Source organism: Endozoicomonas elysicola, from assembly GCF_000710775.1.
In the GTDB taxonomy this organism is placed as follows: domain Bacteria; phylum Pseudomonadota; class Gammaproteobacteria; order Pseudomonadales; family Endozoicomonadaceae; genus Endozoicomonas; species Endozoicomonas elysicola.
Window position 1 is genome coordinate 3,295,093 of record NZ_JOJP01000001.1, and the last position, 20,718, is coordinate 3,315,810.

At 45.8% G+C, this 20,718-nt stretch carries 12 protein-coding genes; 6 read left to right on the forward strand and 6 right to left on the reverse strand.

All coding sequences use genetic code 11. From position 1 onward, the window contains the following. Position 1: 1 nt before the first annotated feature. The 3 genes from GV64_RS14160 to GV64_RS14170 all read left to right on the forward strand — a co-directional run bounded on the left by GV64_RS14160 (position 2) and on the right by GV64_RS14170 (position 6,655). A complete protein-coding gene (locus tag GV64_RS14160) occupies positions 2–3,091 on the forward strand; it encodes an efflux RND transporter permease subunit (protein WP_020583588.1) in 3,090 nt (1,029 codons plus the stop codon). Positions 3,092–3,286: 195 nt separating this feature from the next. Continuing rightward, positions 3,287–5,173 carry a trypsin-like serine protease gene (locus GV64_RS14165; protein WP_081622172.1) on the forward strand — a complete coding sequence of 629 codons (1,887 nt, stop codon included), beginning with the start codon at positions 3,287–3,289 and terminating at the stop codon, positions 5,171–5,173. Positions 5,174–5,332: 159 nt separating this feature from the next. Then, the gene (locus tag GV64_RS14170) at positions 5,333–6,655 is read left to right on the forward strand and encodes a hypothetical protein (protein WP_152554065.1); all 1,323 of its coding nucleotides are present in this window, start codon (positions 5,333–5,335) and stop codon (positions 6,653–6,655) included. A gap of 611 nt (positions 6,656–7,266) precedes the next feature. Here the strand turns inward: GV64_RS14170 and GV64_RS14175 are convergent. From GV64_RS14175 to GV64_RS14195, 6 genes are all read right to left on the reverse strand, one after another. Then, a complete protein-coding gene (locus GV64_RS14175; RefSeq protein ID WP_020583591.1) occupies positions 7,267–8,172 on the reverse strand; it encodes an AarF/UbiB family protein in 906 nt (301 codons plus the stop codon). A 178-nt stretch (positions 8,173–8,350) separates the two neighbouring features. Beyond that, positions 8,351–9,073 carry a hypothetical protein gene (locus GV64_RS14180; RefSeq protein ID WP_020583592.1) on the reverse strand — a complete coding sequence of 241 codons (723 nt, stop codon included), beginning with the start codon at positions 9,071–9,073 and terminating at the stop codon, positions 8,351–8,353. A 356-nt stretch (positions 9,074–9,429) separates the two neighbouring features. Then, complete coding sequence (gene torA, locus GV64_RS14185) at positions 9,430–11,904, reverse strand: trimethylamine-N-oxide reductase TorA (RefSeq protein WP_020583593.1); 2,475 nt, start codon at positions 11,902–11,904, stop codon at positions 9,430–9,432. A 38-nt stretch (positions 11,905–11,942) separates the two neighbouring features. Continuing rightward, positions 11,943–13,208 carry a pentaheme c-type cytochrome TorC gene (gene torC / locus GV64_RS14190; protein ID WP_020583594.1) on the reverse strand — a complete coding sequence of 422 codons (1,266 nt, stop codon included), beginning with the start codon at positions 13,206–13,208 and terminating at the stop codon, positions 11,943–11,945. Positions 13,209–13,426: 218 nt separating this feature from the next. Continuing rightward, entirely contained in the window at positions 13,427–13,582 is a 156-nt protein-coding gene (locus GV64_RS24265) for a periplasmic nitrate reductase, NapE protein (RefSeq protein ID WP_201772491.1), read from the reverse strand. A gap of 236 nt (positions 13,583–13,818) precedes the next feature. Next, positions 13,819–14,868: a potassium channel family protein gene (locus tag GV64_RS14195; RefSeq protein WP_152554066.1), complete on the reverse strand. Its 1,050-nt coding sequence runs from the start codon at positions 14,866–14,868 to the stop codon at positions 13,819–13,821. 266 nt (positions 14,869–15,134) lie between these two features. Between GV64_RS14195 and GV64_RS14200 the strand changes: the two genes are divergently transcribed. From GV64_RS14200 to metH, 3 genes are all read left to right on the forward strand, one after another. Further along, positions 15,135–16,349 (forward strand): multidrug effflux MFS transporter, encoded by a 1,215-nt coding sequence (locus GV64_RS14200; protein WP_020583596.1) that lies wholly within the window; start codon positions 15,135–15,137, stop codon positions 16,347–16,349. A 76-nt stretch (positions 16,350–16,425) separates the two neighbouring features. Then, positions 16,426–16,854, forward strand: coding sequence for a deoxycytidylate deaminase (locus GV64_RS14205; RefSeq protein ID WP_020583597.1), 429 nt, complete (start codon positions 16,426–16,428; stop codon positions 16,852–16,854). A 123-nt stretch (positions 16,855–16,977) separates the two neighbouring features. Then, a complete protein-coding gene (metH, locus tag GV64_RS14210; protein ID WP_020583598.1) occupies positions 16,978–20,685 on the forward strand; it encodes a methionine synthase in 3,708 nt (1,235 codons plus the stop codon). Positions 20,686–20,718 lie beyond the last annotated feature (33 nt).

Sequence of the window (20,718 nt, forward strand, 5' to 3'; positions counted from 1 at the left end):
CATGATACTCTCTGATTTATCCATCAAACGCCCGGTATTTGCAACGGTCGTCAGCCTGCTACTAATTACGTTTGGTGTCGTCTGTTTCACCATGCTGCCAGTCCGTGAACTGCCAGATATTACGCCTCCTACCGTCATGATCTATACGGGTTATGATGGGGCTTCTGCTGAAGTTATAGAAAGCAAAATCACCAATGTCATTGAAGATCAGCTGGGCGGTATTGAAGGCGTTCGTTTTATCGAAAGCACCAGCCGTAATGGCACCTCACGTATCAATATTGAGTTTTCTCCCGACCGGGATATGGAAACTGCGGCGAATGATGTCCGCGAAGCGATGTCCCGGGTTATCTGGCGCTTACCAGACGAAGCTGAGTCACCCATTGTCTGGAAGAATGATGGCAGTGGTGAGACCATTCTCAATATCAGTCTGCAAAGTGACACACTGTCGCTGATAGAGCTGACGGACTATGCAGAACGTACTCTTCAAGACCGCCTCTCTCTCGTTGATGGTGTCAGTTCCGTTGATGTGATGGGTGCCAGAGAATACGTCATGCGCATTGAGCTTGATGCAGAAGCCATGGCGGCCCGGCAAATCACCACCAGTGATGTTCGCAGTGCCCTGCGCCGCGATAACGTTGAGCTTCCTGCAGGAGAAATGACAGACACTCTCAGAACATTGCCTGTTCGAGTGAACCGGGACTATAACACCATTAATGATTTTCGCCGCTTGCTCATTCGTCAGGATGGCAGCAGTAAAATCTATCTGGAAGATATCGCCTCGATTCGTACCGAAGCCAAAGAAATTGAGACCCTGGCAAAAGCCAATGGACGTAATGTACTGAGCCTGGGTATTGTCCCACTTTCTCAGGCTAACCCACTTGAAGTCATCCAGAATGTGAAAGATGAAGTAGAAGCTTTCACGCCCTTCCTTCCGGAAGGCACGTATATGACCACCACCCGGGACTCTTCTATTTATATCCAGTCTGCCATTGATGAGGTATACGCTACGCTGGGCATGACCATTGCCCTGGTTATTCTGGTACTTTATATCTTTCTTGGTAATGCCCGGGCTACATTAATTCCGGCAGTCACCGTACCGGTTTCATTAATCAGTGCCTTTATTGTCATTCACCTGCTAGGGTACTCCATTAACCTGCTGACTCTGCTGGCGCTGGTACTGGCCATCGGATTGGTGGTAGACGATGCGATTGTCGTTCTGGAAAACATCCACCAGCATCTGGAACGTGGCGAGCCGCCGCTGGTCGCCGCCTGGAAAGGCGCCCGTGAGGTCAGTTTTGCCGTAATAGCAACTACGGTTGTTCTGGTCATGACCTTTGTCCCCATCGTGTTTATGGAAGGCTCTGTCGGCAGACTGTTTTCCGAGTATGCCATGACACTGGTTGGTGCGGTCGTCTTCTCCAGTCTGATTGCCTTGACCCTTTCACCCATGATGAGTTCTCAGCTGTTGAAGCTGAATGTTAAACCCTCAAAAGCCAGTCAACTGATCGAAAAAACACATCAGCGCCTGACCAATCTCTACCGGAACGCATTGTCACAACTGCTGATATTCCGGTGGGCTGGCCTGGTTTTGCTACTGGCTTCGCTGGGTATTACCGCACTGCTTTATCCGATGATTCCCCAGACGTTCACTCCTTCTGAAGACCGGGGAGAATTCATTGTTATTGTTAAAGGACCTGAAGGTGCCAATTTTGACAGCATGGAAGAGAGCATGCTGAAACTGGAATCCAAACTTCTGCCCCATCTGGGCCAGGGTGTTTTGAAATACCTTTTTGTCCGCTCCCCAGGCTGGGGTGGTAACAGTGGTAGTAATTCCGGCATCCTGATTGGCACCCTGGAAGACTGGGATGATCGTAATGTCAGTGCTGCTGAGGTAATGGGTCAGGTAAGGCAGCTGATGGCAGGCATTCCCAATGTCCGTGCCATTCCAGTGATGCGCTCCACCATCGGCGGTCGCTCTGAGGCACCGATACAGTATGTACTCGGTGGAGGGTCATTTGATCAACTGGTCGAGTGGGCAGATATCATTGCAGAAAAGGCCCGTGAAAATCCGGGACTTCGAGATGTCGATATCGACTTCAACCAGAACCAACCCCAGCTTGAAATCACCATTGACCGGGACCGTGCTCAGGAGCTGGGGGTTTCTGCAGAAGAAATCGGCGCAACACTGGAAACCATGCTGGGAGGTGTCACAGATACCACCTTTATGGAGCGTGGTGAAGAATATGATGTATTCCTTCGGGCCAAGGAAGAGGCCTTTACCAGCGCGCTGGATCTGGCCTCATTGTATGTTCGCTCTCATACTACCGGTTCATTGATAAGACTTGATAACCTGGTCACGGTAGAAGAAGTGGGCAAAGCCGCCATGCTTAAACACTATAACCGTAATCGGGCTATCACGATTTCTGCCAGCCTCGAGGGTAACTACTCCATCGGTGAAGCATTGGCGTATCTTGACCAGCAGGTCGTCGACCTACTGCCACCAGAAGCCATAGTAAACTATAAAGGCGAATCACTGGATTACCGCTCCAACCAGAGCGCTATCTTCTTTGTTTTTGCCATGGCAATGCTGGTTGTTTACCTGGTACTGGCTGCACAGTTTGAAAGCTTTGTTCACCCACTAATAGTGATGCTTACCGTACCTCTTGGCATTTCCGGTGCCCTGTTCGGCCTTTACATAAGCGGTGAAACACTGAATATCTTCAGTCAGCTGGCCATGATCATGTTGATCGGGCTCTCTGCCAAGAACGGTATTCTAATAGTGGAGTTTATAAACCAGCTCAGGGATCAGGGGATGGCCTTTGACGAGGCAGTACTGGAAGCCTCAGCCTTACGACTGAGGCCTATATTGATGACTGCGTTAACCACTGTGGTCGGTGCCATTCCTCTGCTGCTGGCAACGGGTGCTGGTTCAGAGTTCCGATTCTCCATAGGTGTTGTTGTCTTTGCCGGGGTGACTGTCTCAAGCCTGTTAACACTGTTTGTGGTGCCATCCATGTATGCACTGGTGGCAAGGAAGACGACGTCCCCTGATCATGTTTCAAGGAAGCTACAAGAACTAATGAACAGCTAACAACATCATATCTCTTTAACCCTGCGGGATATTAACATTCCTCTATATGGACTTGTTAATATCCCAGAGATTAAACCCAATATTTTAAACCTAAATTGAGTAACTCAAAATAGAAGCTATGATATAGACGAATTATTTCTATCGACATCTGTCGGATTTCTATAGTTACAACTCTAATAAATTGAGAACTTCAATATGGGAATCAATGTCAGTGCCCCAACAGGTTCGAGTCTGACTAAATATCCACTCCAGACATTAGCCAAGCATACTAAGACAGAAACTTTTGCACCGCGATACTCCAGTCTTTTAAATCGCTGCTGGACCTATATAAAATCTCCAAAAGCTATGCTTAGCATTGGCCTGCTCCTTTTATTAACGAAAGCAGATTCTGCTGAATCAAAATCACTGGCTAATAGGAAAGTTGATCTTGGCCTTCGAGACAATCTAATAAACCATACGCTACCAGATCAAAAAGGGAAAACTAACAGGCTCCGAGATAATGCAAACCGGCAAGCTGATACAGGCAGATCTTTTCAACCTCCCCGTCTTCCGTTATCTGATTACACAAGAAAAGACATTCCTGATTGGGTTTACAATGAACCTCTGCTCGAAACAGCCAATGAAGGTGTGGAATCTGGAGAAATAATGAGAGCCTTGTTTAACGAAACAGTACACCTGCAATCTCAAGCTCTATCAACCAGCAAAACAGAGATAGACGATAAAAAGCCTATAGAGTATGACCAAGTAGGTCGAGCAAGGGCAAAACGATTTTCGGGTGATTTAATTCCAGAAGAAAGTGGAACCGATGAATTTATTGTTAAAGTTTTCTCACCAACATTTAGTTGTTCTGGAAGTATTCTATCTAAAAGAAAAGTTCTAACGGCTGCCCACTGCACCGAGAAAGGAGGAAAAACAGTTTCCTTACAAGTTGCTTTTAACGGAAAAAACTACCCTGTTAAAAATATTAGGCGGTGCCCAAACTACCCAATGGGTGAAAATAAGGCATGCATGAATGATATCGCACTTCTTTCATTATCCTCCCCCCTTCCTAAATCAGCACTAAGACTTAAAGTCAACCTTAATTACAAGATGGAGAACGAACAGGCATACCAAGGAAGAGTCGATTATCCATATTCTGAAGACAATGAGCCATCTGTAGACAGTTGTTATGAGCTTATCAGCAATAACGCTCCACCTGGAGAAAGGTTCCCAGAATTCATAGGCATCGGCCTTGGAAGGCATGGACCCTCATGCGAATATTCTGATGGGGTCCCGAGAAAAGGGTTCTATCAAAGATCATATAAATATGCTGGGCATTCTACCCCAAACCCTCAATACTGCCAAAAATCCATTAATACAGAAAAAATTTACACCGATTTTTATGACTGTATGTCTCAATACAGTTGCTATTTTAATGGCGTATTCAATGAATTCACACTTAAAAATAAAAAAGGTGAATACTATAGAACCTGCCCCGGTGATTCAGGCTCGCCATTATTAGCATTCAACCAAGATAGTGGCAGGTATGATCTAATTGGTGTGTTGTCAGGCGGATCACAGTATTCATACCTAAATGATCATAAAGCTTGGTTTGAAAAATATTTTAGTACATCAAGGATAAATCCATTAGAAGTGTATGACACAGGAATGGATAGAAATCTAAAAATCCCCGTTCAAAGTGGAAAATGGCCAGTACCAAATACTACACTTCAACAAGATCTTAATATTACATTACATAATCAATTATCCACAGGCCCATGGTTCTGGAGCAGTCAGTGGTCAAAACTGACATTAGATATTCATGATTTAATCTTTGGACTAAGGCGGACAGCATACTGCTACTCATGGAATGGTAACTCATGTTCCATTCCATTACTCAGGGGAGCCGAGAAGCTATCCATGACTTTAGGTTTAGGCCCAGTCACACAGAACTATGGATATCAGTTCAATATTACCCGTCTGAATGAGCGAAAACAAAACATCACTTTTACTGTATATGAAAATAGAAATCTCGTTGTTTCATTCAAAGTAGAACCTGATGATATTTTTCAGCCTTATGATCTATGGTCAGACTATGGCTAACTCTTTTACACGACATAATAAGAATGCTATCTATTAATACAAAATCACATCACACAAATCTTCACAGGCATTTACTATTTATAGACACAAACTTTTACAGCCCCAAACAGAAGTAATCAATAACAAAAAAATTTAATGTATTTTTTTGGAGATACTTTTATGGATATAGCATTATCCACAGGATTTATTGCAAAAATTAGCTACACACATAGTTTAGCCCCCAATAAATTAGTATTTTCATCTAGATCGAATCGTTCGAGAATTTCAATAACACAATGTTCAGGAAAAAAACCAACTCTACCTAATAGCTCAGAAGAATTTAAGAAAAATAGTCCAGAAAAAAGAATCGCTGATAGAGTTTCTAATAAGAGACTGCGTTCTGAAATTTTAAATACTGAAAAAAACCACTCTACTTCTAGTACATCTTCACTTGTCAAAGAAGAATCGGTAGAAATCTCATGCTTTGATCAACGTTTTCAGAACACTGACATAAAGCCAGAACCTTCCTTCCCCCTCGACATTGATAGTTACCACACGCTTCAACATGATCATGATTATGCCAAAAAAGTTCAACCTGAAAGTAACTCTGAAAGTGTTTACCCTCTCTTTCTATTTAAGCACTCTGGTGTTTCTCATCACCTTACAGGAGGGGAATCCCAATCATTACAACAAGCTGAAAGCAATAATAGTAACATTGGGTCACCGTATGAGATGGATGAGGAATTACCTCTGTTTCAATGTAATTGGCTAAAAAGGAAAAGGGCTGGTGATGCAGGAGAAAATGGATACCGTTGCGTCATATTGGACTGTAAACAGAAAGATGGCATTCAGCGCCCAAGCTTTACCAGCCACAGAAACTGGCATGACCACATGATCAGCAAACACGGTAATGGTTATCCTGACCCACGAAATGAAGATAATCCATTAACTAACAGCCATGCTTTTGGAGAGAGCATTCTTGCAATACAAAACAATATCGTCTGTAAAGTCAATGGATGTTACGAGTTCCCGTTCGGTTCCTTTAAAGAGTTAGGTATGCATTTAAAAACCCAGCATAAAGACGTTCTTGATTGCCAACCGTTTAATTTAACCTGGAAACCAGGAGTCAGGAAAACAGAGACTGATCGTTTCTTGTCCCAGTTAAACAATGATCACTATCTGGGCAAAAGATACCAGACGCGTCACGGTAATGGCTTTCTTTGCTTTGATCCCCCCTGTTACCCCGTCAGACAAACGCCAGAAGGTCTATGCGATTACTGGCTTGATAGTCATGTTGGATTTCGATCATTATGCCCAATACGTAGTTGTACATTTGAGCGCGGTGAACTATTAGGATTCCGAGATTACAAAGGACTCTACCAGCATATGAAAAGCCAGCATCCTGAACCATTAAACAACGAGTCTCTGGATTTTTCACCATTTACGAGCGCGATTCTTAGCTCTTTTCAGGCCCTTCCTCTATTAGTTAGCACGAATACTTGAAGGCATAGAAAACGAACTACAACATTTTACCAGGTCCTTGATTCATGGTTTATCAGAACGACTGGAAGGCCTCGACAAGAGAATTATTAGTTATGATGACCAGATACAGGTAATAACCTGTAAAGGATGATAGTTACCAATTATTGATGACGATATTTGATATCGTCATCAATAATAGCTCGAGCCTCGGTAGCTAATATTGGTAATCCAAAAATCTTTAATTCAGAACATCATCTATCAGCATGGCTGATTTTTTTGCCCAGACAACATGTAACTGTAAGCAGACCAAAACTACTGGAGATCAGCAAGTACGAAGACAAATATTTGTGAACACTGTTGATTCCAAGTATCAGATCAGTACTGTACCTCCTGAACAATCAAGATGATCACTGCAAGATGTGTGAAACTCAGCTCAATACACGTAGCCAGCGAAACTAACGGTAGCAGGACTTTAATAAATAGCTCGTATTGTCTGGTCAATGTTAACCAAAGCATAACGCTATAGACAGCCTGATTAAAGCAACTACAAGCAGGATTGATTGAAAAATGTGACTCAAAATTGTGAGTTGCCTTCGCCAATCACTAGCCCGTCCTGCTCTGAATTATCAAATTTAAGCATAAACTGGCATTGGTGGAGGAACATAAATATTGGGTTGCCCCGCTCCACAGTGATATGGAGGGTATGTCGAAGGTGCTGGCACAGGTGACGGAACTGCGGCTCCCATCATTGAAGGCGCAGCACTTTGGTATATGTTAACAAGAGAAGTAATAACTCTATCCCATGCTGCCTTGTCTGCTGTTGTTAGATCTCGCTGTGTATCAATCAACAACTTCGCTCTGAACAAAGCCACGATTTCTTTCGGAATTTTGACATGACATGGATAGGCAAGATTGAATAAATCAATGACTTTCTTTTCGATGGGTCCAGAAGAGCCAGAAGCCATTAGAGCCTTAACGTCCTGCTTGAGCTTAGCCCAGTTTGCTTTTTCAGGTTTATAGCTCCCCATAACCTGTAGGTTATTAATGACGATATCAGCATATTGCTCTCTCTGACTTTCATCCTGAGCATCCCGCAGTGCTTCCATAGCCCCAAGAATCGTATAGGTGGCCTTAACGGTATCTCTGGACACTCTTTGAGCATTACCCAAATCAATAAAGTAAATACAGAGCTGACCATTTTCTACAGCGACCATAACATTACCGTCATGCATATCAGCATTAAAGAAGCCGGTCTGAGAATAGCAGTAAGCCCAGTGCTGAAAGGCCAGATTTTTCAAATAAAATCTGAATATTTTCAAATGATCATCAGTAATCAACGACGAATCAACAGCAGAACCAAACAGCTGGATAAGAATATCGCGAAGTTTACCCTGATCCTTTTCACTCAACGTTACGCCGTTAACCTTGTCCATGGACAAGGTCCGTGATGTTGCATGTTCACCTGATACATTAGGAACCTTGTAATTAACGGGCAACCTGACAAGGATCTGACCGGTAGTAGGGTCAGGAATGGCCATACCAATTTCCTGCATTGGTAAACGCACGGCACAGGGAGGAAGTTCATCGTTTGTAATGTGATATAAATTATTATTATTAACAGCTTGAAATGCGTATTGCTGTTTCTGCGTTCTCTGCGCTTCATTAATAAGGTTTAACTCTTCTTTGACACTATCAAAGAATTCATAAACTGCATGTTTAGTTCCGGCACCAAGAACACTTGGTTTGAAAAACGAAATCAGCCCTAGAGCAAACCTCAGAACTTTTTAGATCTGAGTACACTCGGGTTTCACTTGATGGACTAACCACCTTTACAACCTGTCGCCCACCTCCCTGCATAACAATCTCATTAACTTCACCAATTGAACCTGTACCCAGGTTAACTCTTTCATCCAGTTTAGATGGATCGTATGGAATTCCAGCTTCTTTCAGGCAATGCTCAAGCTCACCTTTTGTCATTGGTTTATTACTGGTGGTGACGTGAGATAAGGCATCAATAAATTTCTGATGATCATCACCAAACATATCCTTGGCAATTTCAGGTGAACTGCAGGCAAATTGAATAGCCTTTACAAGAATACCCCCTTGTGATTTGGCAGCTGCTTTTTCAATACTGTCAACACTTGCCCCGTTCCACCAAATACTGAAGAGTATTCCCATCATCTTAAAAGTTCTAATCATGCTGGCAAAGCCGTTCTTAACAGCCTCTCCCAGCCATTGGATCGCTGACAGTGTACGAGGTTGTCTTCCAACTATTAACTGGTCATCTGGAACTTTAGCAGGGTCAAAATTCGGATCCATATTTTGGACAGGGGGTACTGCCTGAACACTCTGAAAGCCTGGATCCACAGGAGAAACGGCAGGATAAAAATTTGTTAGAGGCGGATTAAAGTTAACCGAACTATCTGGACCAGACGGCATTATCAGAGCTCCATATTATTATTTGATCAACCCAGTTGTAGGTTGTAATGGAATACAATTCGTTTTTTTAATTACACTAGGTATTAAAAACACGAAAAACAGCCAAAGAATTAGAAACTAAGACTAAAGCAAAGAACTTAAGTTCATTTTTATATTTATCTAGCAAAGCCCAACAAACAAACAATTAAAAATCAGCATTTGCTAGCAACTACCACCCAAGACAGAAATAAAAAAAGAAATATCCTCTTATGCCAGACACATATATCCAAAAACTTTATATTTTATCAATCAATTAAATTATGAATATGACAGGAGCAACTTGCCCCTCCATATTTAACTATTTTCCCAATAAATCTTTAAACTTCAACAACCTTTGGACCACCAAAAGCGGTAACCTTTGGTGCAGTTCCCCGCCACTTTTCAATCTCAACAATGCAGGTAAAGGCTGAACAACATTGAGCTAGGTCTGAAGTACCAATATCAAGTGTCACAGTATTAGGGTCTCCGTAAGTGTCAACCGAGCCTATCTCTGCATTAACAGGTGCGTACCAGGCACCTTCATGGATACGTGCCACGCCGGGTGAATAGCGTTCTGAGACTCTGGCACCGGCAATCAATTCGCCCCGATCATTAAACACCCGAACCAGATCACCATCGTTAATCCCCCGCTTTTTGGCATCTTTTGCATTCATATATACCGGTTCACGGCCTTGAACGGTGTATGTCTCACGAAGCTCTTTAGAATCGCACAGCTGCGAATGCAAGCGTTTGTTTGGATGGCAGGATTGCAAGGCTATTGGAAACCGATCAGAACCGGGACCACCATGACTGCGCTCTTCCTTTTCCATCCAGACCGGGTGTCCTTTACAATTGCTGTAATCGTAACGGGCAATCTTGCGACTGTAAATTTCAATTAACCCGGAAGGCGTGCCAAGCGGGTGGATTTCAGGGTCATCTCGAAATTCAGCGTGCCGAACCCAGGGCTTACCTTCGCCAAAATCAAAAAAACCCTGCTGCCAGAATGTCGGAAAGTCTGGCATTTCAAACTTGCCTTTATTTTTGGTACGGCAGCCATCGTATAAATGGTTAAGCCAGGTAAACTCATCCCGCCCCATGGTATATTCCTGATGTCGCCCAATACGGGCACTGAACTCCCGCCAGATATCCCAGTCCGAGCGGGACTCGAAGAGTGGCTCCACCAGTTTTTGCATGGCAAGGACTCCCCGCTGGGCATACGAGCCGTATAGATCAAGGTCATGCCGTTCAAATTGCGTGCAGGCAGGAAAAACGATATCTGAGAATCGGCAGGTCGGATTCCAGGCATAATCAACGGTCACCACACATTCCAGTTTGTGGAATGCCTTTTTCATCCGGTTTTTATCCTGATGATGGTGCCAGGGGTTATTGCCGGATATCACGATCATTTTCAGATCCGGCAACGTCACCTTACCGCCGTTATAGTTAATGACTTTCCCTGGTTCGAGAATCGCATCAATCCACCGGGCAACGGGAATCACCTTCGAGTAACCGTTGAAGTCATCATTATCAAAAATAGGTTCAACACCTTCGGGAGGGTTTAATGGAAATGCATTAGGCCCTGAACCACCTGAAGACGGTGTTCCTATCGATGAATAATGGTGCCCAAAACTGATACCACCACCAGGCAGGCCAATCTGCCCAATCATGGTGGCCAATACCACAGCCATCCAATACGGCTGTTCCCCATGCTGTTGTCTCTGAATACACCAGCCCATCATGATCTGCACCTGACCGGTAGTCAGAATACCGGCCAACTCTCGAATTTTGGCCTTTGGCACCCCGCAGATTGGTTCGGCCCATTCCGGTGTTTTAGGCGTCTTATCCGTATCCCCCATCACATAGGCTTTGAATTCTTTGAAGCCCAGTGAGTATCCCCGAATAAACTCAGCGTCATAAGATTTATTGACAATCATCTCATGGGCAATGGCCAGCATCAGTGGGACATCGGTTTGAGGATTCACATAGACCGTTTCTATACCCAGAAAAGCAGCTGTCTTGGTAACGGTAGGATCAATACTGATGGCACGAATTTTCTTTTCCTGGATTTTGGCCTTCAGCTGCTTCAAATAACCAATGCCACTGTGAGTTTCGCAGTTCCAGCCTACTTGAAGGTTCTTCAGCGGATCATTCGCCCAGAATACAATAGTGTTTGCATTTTCCAGGATCAGGTTCCAGGAGGTGCCCTGCGAGTACACTTCTGTGGAGCCAATCACATAAGGCAAAATAACCTGTGCCGCTCCCGTGGAATAATCACCAATTTTCCGAACATAATTGCCATGCAAGGCAATAGCCCGCTGCATATGGTTAGTACAGGAATGAAACTGCCCGGTAGCACGCCAGCCGGTCTGCCCGGCATACAAAGCCCAGGGGCCATACATGGTTTGAACACGATTTAACTCACGGATTAACAGGTTATAGGCTTCCTGCCAGGTGACACGGACATAACGATTATCACCCAGTGTTGAGCGGTCAGATTTGTAACCATTTTTCAGGAAATCCAACCGCACCATGGGGTAACGAATACGGGAAGCGCTGTAGATTGAACCCTGAATGCCTTTCAACATCTCTGTGGGGTTTCTGTCCAGCTCAAAGGGACGAACTTCTTTAACAACACCATTTGCTCTGTATGCCTTGAAAGCACCAAAATGGGAGCCTGTTACTCTCCAACCATCATCCAGAATACCATTTCCATCATCACTGTCTTCCGCCGCCTTTATCATTGAAAAAGGCAACATACCCGCCGATGAGCCAGCCAGTATTCCCTGAAGAAAACGACGGCGTTTGATGGTCATAAACAATCTCTCCTCATGCAACTTTCAGGTTCTGCTGACTACTGTCGTTTTGCCAGTGGCAATGCTGTTTCAGGACTCTTTGCACTCTGATTATGTTGATCATCTATCTGCGCATGTGATCCGGCATAGGTGGATGAATGCAATTGGAGATATTTCAATACCAGGTTCTGGGTATCGTCATCCATATTCACAAAGGCAATCATGCCATTGAACATGCCTGGCCAGGTATTGGCATCAAAATGGGCGACTTCAGGCTGGCTATGGCACTGGCTGCATGCTTCTCGATAGGTTGTGCTGGCAAACTCCCACATACCGGATACGTTATCCGTCAATTCACTATCATTCGTCCACAAATCAACCGTCACCTTCTGCCAGGTAAGGCCAGTCACATCATCAACCTTTTCCTCCAGAACTTTCACCACAGCATCGGATTGAGCTGCCCCTTTTGTGAGCTCAGCTTCTTTAATATTGATCCCAAAATCCTCATTAATGATTCGACCGGTACCAATACGTTTCCGCCAGCCCTCCAGCCGGAACTTAACCCGCCCGTCACTCTTATCCGTCACTGCAATCTCCGTTGCAATATTCAGCATGCCCGCCTCTTCTTTACTGGTGGCATTCATGAAAACAGGTTTCTGGAGTACTACGTAATAATTTTTCCCGACCTCAGGCACACTGATATTAACGGCAGTGAGTAATTGATGAGATCGACCATCCGTTGATGGCAGGTGATGGGCAATACCCTTATGACAATCGATACAGCTCTGATCTCTTTCTGCCGCCGCTTTCATCTGTTTTGCGGCAAGGGGTGACATATCCTCCCATTTCATAGATTTGTAGCTATGACAGTTTTTGCACTCCAGTGACTTGTTAGCAGACAACCTTGCCCATTCACGGGAGGCCATTTCCAGTCGCTTGGCTTCAAATTTTTCAGGCGTGTCAATCGTTCCAAAAACTGCACCCCATACTTCTTTGGATGCCTGCATTTTCCGAGCGATCTTATGAGTCCAGTTATGCGGCACGTGACAATCAGGACAGGTGGCACGAACTCCCGAGTGGTTACTCCAGTGAACCGTACCCTGCAATTCCGGATACACGGTATCTCGCATACTGTGGCACGATATACAGAAAGCCTCGGTATTTGTCGCTTCAAGTGCAGTATTAAAGCCACCCCAGAAAATAATCCCCATAACAAAAGATGCAATAGCAATCGTTCCCAGACTCAAATACTGAGCTGGTCGGGATAGCGTTTTCCAAAGCGATTTTAGAGGCCTGATAACATTTTGAATGAGTCTACGAATCATAATCCTGCTGACATCAATTTGCGTGACTTCAGTAGCTCGTAAAACCAGCAACCGCAAGCGTCGCTAGCCCATGTCCAAGCACGCGACGAAGACAACAAAAGACAAGAGGGCTAGACAACCCTAGAGACAACTCTGATAAGTACGGCAATACCTGATTTTGGAAGCATACGGCATAATTAAACGACAGCGTCTATTCGATACCGTACTGATGAGGCATGTTATCCGTGCCCAGGGGGGCCAAGGAGGAGTTGAGAGAACCAGACAAGAAACCCGTAGCTACTGATCAGCATGATAGTTAACAGGGGGAAAAATACGACGATAACCAAAGCCAACGCCTTATACTCCTGACGACGGCTGACAGAGCTGTCATTCACGACCTGTACCCTCAATTAATCTGAAAATCCATGGCCATAGTTTGAAAGCAACTGGTGTATCAGTATGAAGACAACAGACAGACAAATTTTAACGAACCAATAGGCTCAGCCACGGTAAAAAGCATTAAGCGTCACAAATCTACAAGAGCAGTAACGACAAATTTATTCTACCGCAGCAGTATAGGACAGATTTTTTCCTCCGTGAAAAAACAGGCTGTCAAAACCTGTCGCCCATTTTACAGTTGTTCCCATTGAATTTCATTTCTGTGGATACGCTGGGCTGACATATAGTAGATAACCTGACCCGCATTGACGATCTCTGCACTACCTGGGTTCAATCTAAGGTCATTTCCCGTCGCTGAGTCCGCAACGCCCAGGGCAATTGCTTCATGATTGACCTTAAAAAACTCCAGCAGACGACCAAACGTAGTACCGGCAAAGTTCTCTGGTACACGAACACTGTATTGTGTGGGTCCAATGAGTGTCGACAGCAGTTGCTGCTGCAGGCGTGATGACCCCGGATCCTGGGCTGAACGAACCAGCAATTCCATGGAAATATTACTGTGGCATTCAATTTGTGGACAGTGGGAGTGCAGCAGGTTAACCATCTGGTCACTTTCAAACCAGGCCACAATATGCGCCTTCGTTCGAGTTGCGGCGATAGTAAGGCAGGTGGCCAGCGTCTGATCATCCGTATCACGAAAGACAATAACCCTTGCGGCATTTTCAATCCCCGTCCGCTGAATCAGCGCGGGATCATTAAGGCTTTCTCCACGAATAAATAACACTTGTTCCGGAAAGGGATTCTCCATCTCTTGGCTTGTACAAAGCAATACCTTGCGATTCTCCCGGCGAGTATCACCAAATATCAGTTCAATCATTTTTGGCGTTTGATTACGGTGCCAGCCAAATATAACAATGTGGTTTTCCAACCCTGAGAAATCTCCCCTACCCTGCATTCCTTTTCTCCATACCGTAATAAAAAAAGATGACAGTTTCCCTAGTACCGCCGCCAGGAAAACAACACCACCTGGCAGAATAAACAGTGCAGCCAATACCCGCCCCAACTCACTGCCCGGGCTAAGATCGCCATAACCGACAGTGGTCGATGTCGTTACATAAAAATAAAGCCACTGCGCGGGACTCAGTAAGTCCACTTCCCCAGCCAGCCACATCAGGCTCCAGGAGAAAGCAAAATGTCCAAGTAACACCAACAGCAGTGCCAACCAGCTCAATTTAAGAAACTGGTTATGAAAAAAACGCATTGTTGTTTTAAGAAAATCCAAGTTACTCACTCCATGAATTATCTGGGCGAGATAGTAACATATCCATATATAACCAGACCGGATAATAATGCAGTTATTCACTAACAACTTTTTGCTAAAACACAGCTACTCTTAGAATAAGTAGGCGGTGTTGATATATATGTGGTGTTTTTGGATAGAAAATCGGCATAAACACGGATTGTTCATATAGCGGACATATCGCATTCTCCCACTCCACTTTTTCATCGCACTTTTCATTTCACTCTTTCTCTTAAGAATGGACCATCATGCGGCACCTGAATCCTGATAAATACCCCGCTTTTGTATTGATAATCCTGACGCTGTTTGCGGTGGTAGGACCTGTGTCCATTGATATTTTCACGCCATCACTCCCGGCGATTACCGAATATTTCGGTACAACTTCTGCAATTGCTCAGTGGAGCGTCGGCCTGTTTATGCTGGGCTTTTCTCTGTCCATGTTGATCGTAGGGCCACTGGCTGATCGTCTGGGCCGCAAAAAAACACTGATCATGGGCTACTCTCTCTACCTGGTGGCCACTGGTATTACGCTGTTAACTGACAGTATTCATGTGTTTATTGCTGCACGTTTTGCCCAAGCAGTTTTTGGCTGTTTTGGAACCGCTGTCGCCCGGATGATGGCCAGGGATTATTACCGTGATCAAATGGAAGTGAAAATGCTGGCCTATATTGGCGGCTGCCTGACCATTGCTCCAATGGCTGCTCCTATTGCTGGCGGTTATCTTCAGGAGTATGCAGGCTGGCAATACAGTTTTTATGCGATGGCAGCCATGGCAGTGATTGCGATGATCGCTCTGATGCTCTTACCTGAGAAAAAGCAGGAAAAGACAGCTGATACAGCTACTCATACCTCTGTCATTGCCGGTTATAAAGCAGTACTTACAGACTCTCGCTACCTGCGTTTCACCATTGCTGCCGGTGCTGCATTTGCAGGAGCCTTTGTATTCGTCGCCGGTGGTTCATTCGTGCTTATCGGCCAGCTGGGTATCTCACCAGCCATTTATGGTTACCTTTTTGCTGTCGCTATTGCCAGCTATCTGTTGAGTGCTTCCATTGGGCCTAAATTAACGGCAAGCATGAGCAGGAATCAGAGTACGTTGATGGCAGGAACGCTTCTGGTTGTTGGAGCCATGGTATCTCTGGGCAGCGGCTTATTAACTGACGGCCAGTCGATTACCGGTTATGTTGCTGGTATTGCCATTTACGAATTAGGCCTCGGTCTGTTCATGCCACTCTGCCAGGCCAGAGCGACTGAACATATGAAGGAGAATATGGGCACGGCGGCTGGCCTTATTTTCTTTATTGAAATGTTGCTGGCTACTCTGATCAGTGCCCTGATTAGCTTCCTGCCAGAAGCTGGTACCCTGTCGTTGTCTGCCATTACGCTGGTCGCCGTCGCCATCTCCGGTTTCTGTCTGATGAAAACCAATGATGTAGCAGAAGCCACTCCACAGGCAGCCTGAATCTGTTAATATCGAGATGGGTATGGCCCCTGCCATACCCGTTTTTTTATAGAACTGTTTCAGGTCCTTGTCATTTATGAGCGATACCGTTTACATGGAGATGGCCCACTCCCTGGCCAAATTATCAAAGTGTGTGCGCCTTCAGGTAGGCTGCCTGCTGGTAAAGAATGGACGGGTACTCTCTACCGGTGTTAATGGCACACCTTCCGGCTACATCAACTGCAATGAAGCCGAGTACGAAGAGCACCACCCCTGGTCTCTCAGACATGAAATCCACGCTGAACTCAATGCCGTAATATGGGCAGCAAGACTGGGTACACCTATCGAAGGTGCCACCGCTTATGTAACCCACAGCCCCTGTGATCAGTGCACCAAAAATCTACTGGCAGCGGGTATTGCACGTATCGTTTATGATGTGCAATACGATCGCAACCCTCAGGAAGAGCTGTCACAGTTCTGTCGTGAAAATGGTGTTGCGATCGAACAGGTTTCTATCGATAAATAGACAGATAAAGTACCCAGAGTCCAACCACTGAAGCTAGAACTTCCGTTCTGGCTTTCTAGGTACAAATCCCGACCTTTCTGATACCATTGCCGACCAGAACGAATAATCATTGGTCTGCTATCCATGCTGCAAGCTACGCCACAACAAATAAAAGCCCTCACTGAACTACAACAACATCTGAAAAGAAAGATTCTGATTCTTGATGGTGCAATGGGTACGATGATTCAGGGCTACAAACTGGGGGAGGCGGATTACCGTGGTGAACGCTTTGCCAGTCACGCGTGTGATGTAAAGGGAAACAACGACCTGCTGGTGCTGACCCGTCCGGATATCATTCAACAGATTCACCGAGATTATCTCGTAGCCGGTGCAGATATACTCGAAACTAACACCTTCAATGCCACCACCATTGCCATGGCGGATTACCAGATGGAAGATCTGGTGCCAGAAATCAACCGGGAAGCGGCACGTCTGGCCCGTGAAGTGGCTGATGAGTTCACCAGAGCCAACCCTGACAAGCCCCGTTTTGTTGCAGGTGTTTTAGGCCCAACCAACCGTACCGCCTCCATCTCACCCGATGTCAATAATCCCGGCTATCGCAATACCAGTTTTAATGAACTGGTGACGGCCTATCAGCAAGCAGCCATGGCACTGATTGAAGGTGGTTCTGATATTCTGTTGATTGAAACGATTTTTGACACGCTGAATGCAAAGGCAGCTATCTATGCGGTCAAAGATCTGTTTGATCAGCTGGGCTTCTCTCTTCCCATCATGATTTCCGGGACGATTACCGACGCCTCCGGACGAACACTTTCCGGTCAGACGACAGAGGCCTTCTGGAACTCGATAGAACACGCACAGCCCATCTCCGTTGGATTAAACTGCGCACTAGGTGCCACGGAATTACGTCCCTATCTGGAAGAGCTGTCGAATTGTGCAGGCACCTGGATCAGTGCACACCCCAATGCCGGACTACCCAACGCATTTGGTGAGTATGATCAGACGCCTGAAGAGATGGCCGATATTGTAGGGGAGTTTGCCCAAGCTGGGCTGGTCAATATTATTGGTGGCTGCTGTGGTACATCGCCAGCTCATATCAAGGCAATTGCTGACAAAGTAGCCGACATTTCTCCCCGTGTGATCCCTGAAATTCCTGTCGCTTGTCGTTTGAGTGGCCTGGAGCCTTTCAACATCGACAACAACTCTCTGTTCGTCAACGTGGGTGAACGGTGTAACGTTACCGGCTCGGCACGATTCAAGCGCCTGATTATTGAAGAAGATTACGACACCGCCCTGGATGTCGCGCGAGATCAGGTAGAAAACGGTGCCCAGGTCATCGATATCAATATGGATGAGGGGATGCTCGATGCCAAAAGCGCCATGGTCACATTCCTCAACCTGGTCACATCAGAGCCTGACATCTCCAAGGTGCCGGTGATGGTCGACTCATCCAAATGGGAAGTCATTGAAGCCGGCCTGCAGTGTATCCAAGGCAAGGGCATTGTAAATTCCATCAGCATTAAGGAAGGGGAAGAAACCTTCCGCAAACAGGCACGTCTATGTCGAAACTATGGTGCAGCTGTTGTAGTCATGGCATTCGATGAACAGGGTCAGGCCGATACCGAAGCCCGAAAGATTGAAATCTGCCAACGTTCATACGACATTCTGGTGAACGACATTGGATTTCCACCTCAGGACATTATCTTTGACCCTAATATCTTTGCCGTCGCAACGGGAATCGATGAACACAATAATTACGCCGTAGACTTCATCAATGCGGTGCAATTTATCCGTGACAACCTGCCTCATGCCATGAGTTCGGGCGGTGTCAGTAATGTCTCCTTCTCGTTCCGGGGCAATAATCCGGTGCGGGAAGCGATTCATGCCGTTTTTCTGTATCACGCCATTAAAGCTGGCCTGACCATGGGTATTGTTAATGCTGGCCTGCTGGAAATCGTCGAAGAAATACCCAAAGAGCTCAGAGATAAAGTTGAGGACGTTATCCTCAACCGCTCCAATGATGCGACGGAAGCGTTACTTGCCATTGCAGAAAATTACCGCGCAGGTGGCACAGCTGAGAAAAAGGCAGAAGATCTTGCCTGGCGTGAATGGCCGGTCACGAGGCGGCTTGAGCACGCACTGGTCAAAGGAATTACCACCTACATTATTGAAGATACCGAAGCAGCACGAATTGCAGCCCGCCGCCCCATTGAGGTGATTGAAGGGCCGTTGATGGATGGTATGAATGTCGTCGGCGACCTCTTTGGGGCCGGTAAGATGTTTCTACCTCAAGTGGTAAAAAGTGCTCGCGTTATGAAGCAGGCAGTCGCGCACCTAATCCCTTTTATTGAAGAAGAAAAAGGTGGGTCTGCCCGATCAAATGGCAAAATACTGATGGCTACAGTTAAGGGTGATGTACACGATATCGGCAAAAACATTGTTGGTGTGGTTCTGGCCTGTAACAACTTCGAAGTCATCGACCTCGGTGTCATGGTACCCTGCGAAACCATCCTGAAAACAGCCATTGAGGAAAAGGTCGATATTATTGGACTCAGTGGCTTGATTACCCCATCACTCGACGAGATGGTCCATGTAGCCAGTGAAATGCAGCGTCAGGGCATAAACCTGCCTTTGATGATTGGCGGCGCAACCACGTCCAGAGCCCATACGGCCGTTAAAATCGAACCAAAATTTCAAGACAATCTTGCCATCTACGTTACCGATGCATCCCGAAGCGTGGGTATCTCGACCCGTTTGATGAGTGATACGCTCAAACCAGTACTGGTTGAAGAAACGCGTTCAGAGTATGAGAAGATTCGTATTCGTCATGAAAAGCGAAGCAATAAACGAGCGTTGTTGACCTATGCAGAAGCCGTAGATAATGCTTTCCAACCAAACTGGAAAAGCTATGAGCCGCCGAAGCCAGCCTTTACTGGTGTAAAAGTCTTTGAAGACTACCCTCTGTCTGAGCTCGTTAATTATATTGATTGGACTCCGTTCTTTATCACCTGGGATCTGGCAGGTAAATTCCCAGCCATTTTAAAAGATGAAATCGTGGGAGATGCAGCCACCAGCCTCTTTAATGATGCCAGACAAATGCTGGATAAGCTGATCAATGAGAAACTGATCAGCGCCAGAGCTGTTATTGGTTTCTGGCCTGCTAACCAAGTCAATCATAATGACATCACTCTCTACACTGACGATACTCGAACCGAGGCCAAAGCACAGTTACACCATCTACGACAGCAGGCTCCCAAGCCGGAAGATAAGCCCAACTACAGCCTGTCCGATTTCGTGGCTCCGGAGTCATCCGGACTGGCAGACTACGTCGGAGGGTTTATCACCACGGCAGGGATTGGTGCGGAGGAACTAGCCAAAACGTATGAAAATGCAGGTGATGACTACAACAGCATTATGGTTAAGGCTCTGGCGGACCGGCTGGCCGAAGCCTTTGCCGAGTGCATGCATGAGAGAGTCAGGAAAGAATACTGGGCTTATGCCTCTAATGAACAGCTCAGCAATGATGAGCTGATTAAAGAGAAATACACTGGTATTCGCCCGGCACCCGGCTATCCCGCTTGCCCGGATCATACTGAAAAAGCAACGTTGTTTACTCTGCTCAATGGCGAAGCAAATGCAGGTGTTTCACTCACCGAACATTTTGCCATGATGCCCGCAGCCAGTGTCAGTGGCTGGTATTTCTCTCATCCGGATGCCAAGTATTTTGGCCTGGGTAAAATAGATAAAGATCAGCTGAAAGCCTATGCTGAACGAAAGGGCTGGTCATTGGAAGAAGCTGAACGATGGCTCCGTCCCAACCTCGCTGACTGATCCAGAAAGGGGCTGAAGAGCCCCTTTTTACTG

Bases quoted from the DNA above. Each gene is read 5' to 3' on its own strand.
- GV64_RS14160 (WP_020583588.1), top strand. From the start codon at position 2: ATGATACTCTCTGATTTATCCATCAAACGCCCGGTATTTGCAACGGTC.
- GV64_RS14165 (WP_081622172.1), top strand. From the start codon at position 3,287: ATGGGAATCAATGTCAGTGCCCCAACAGGTTCGAGTCTGACTAAATAT.
- GV64_RS14170 (WP_152554065.1), top strand. From the start codon at position 5,333: ATGGATATAGCATTATCCACAGGATTTATTGCAAAAATTAGCTACACA.
- GV64_RS14175 (WP_020583591.1), bottom strand. From the start codon at position 8,172: ATGGCCATTCCTGACCCTACTACCGGTCAGATCCTTGTCAGGTTGCCC.
- GV64_RS14180 (WP_020583592.1), bottom strand. From the start codon at position 9,073: ATGCCGTCTGGTCCAGATAGTTCGGTTAACTTTAATCCGCCTCTAACA.
- torA (WP_020583593.1), bottom strand. From the start codon at position 11,904: ATGACCATCAAACGCCGTCGTTTTCTTCAGGGAATACTGGCTGGCTCA.
- torC (WP_020583594.1), bottom strand. From the start codon at position 13,208: ATGATTCGTAGACTCATTCAAAATGTTATCAGGCCTCTAAAATCGCTT.
- GV64_RS14200 (WP_020583596.1), top strand. From the start codon at position 15,135: ATGCGGCACCTGAATCCTGATAAATACCCCGCTTTTGTATTGATAATC.
- GV64_RS14205 (WP_020583597.1), top strand. From the start codon at position 16,426: ATGAGCGATACCGTTTACATGGAGATGGCCCACTCCCTGGCCAAATTA.
- metH (WP_020583598.1), top strand. From the start codon at position 16,978: ATGCTGCAAGCTACGCCACAACAAATAAAAGCCCTCACTGAACTACAA.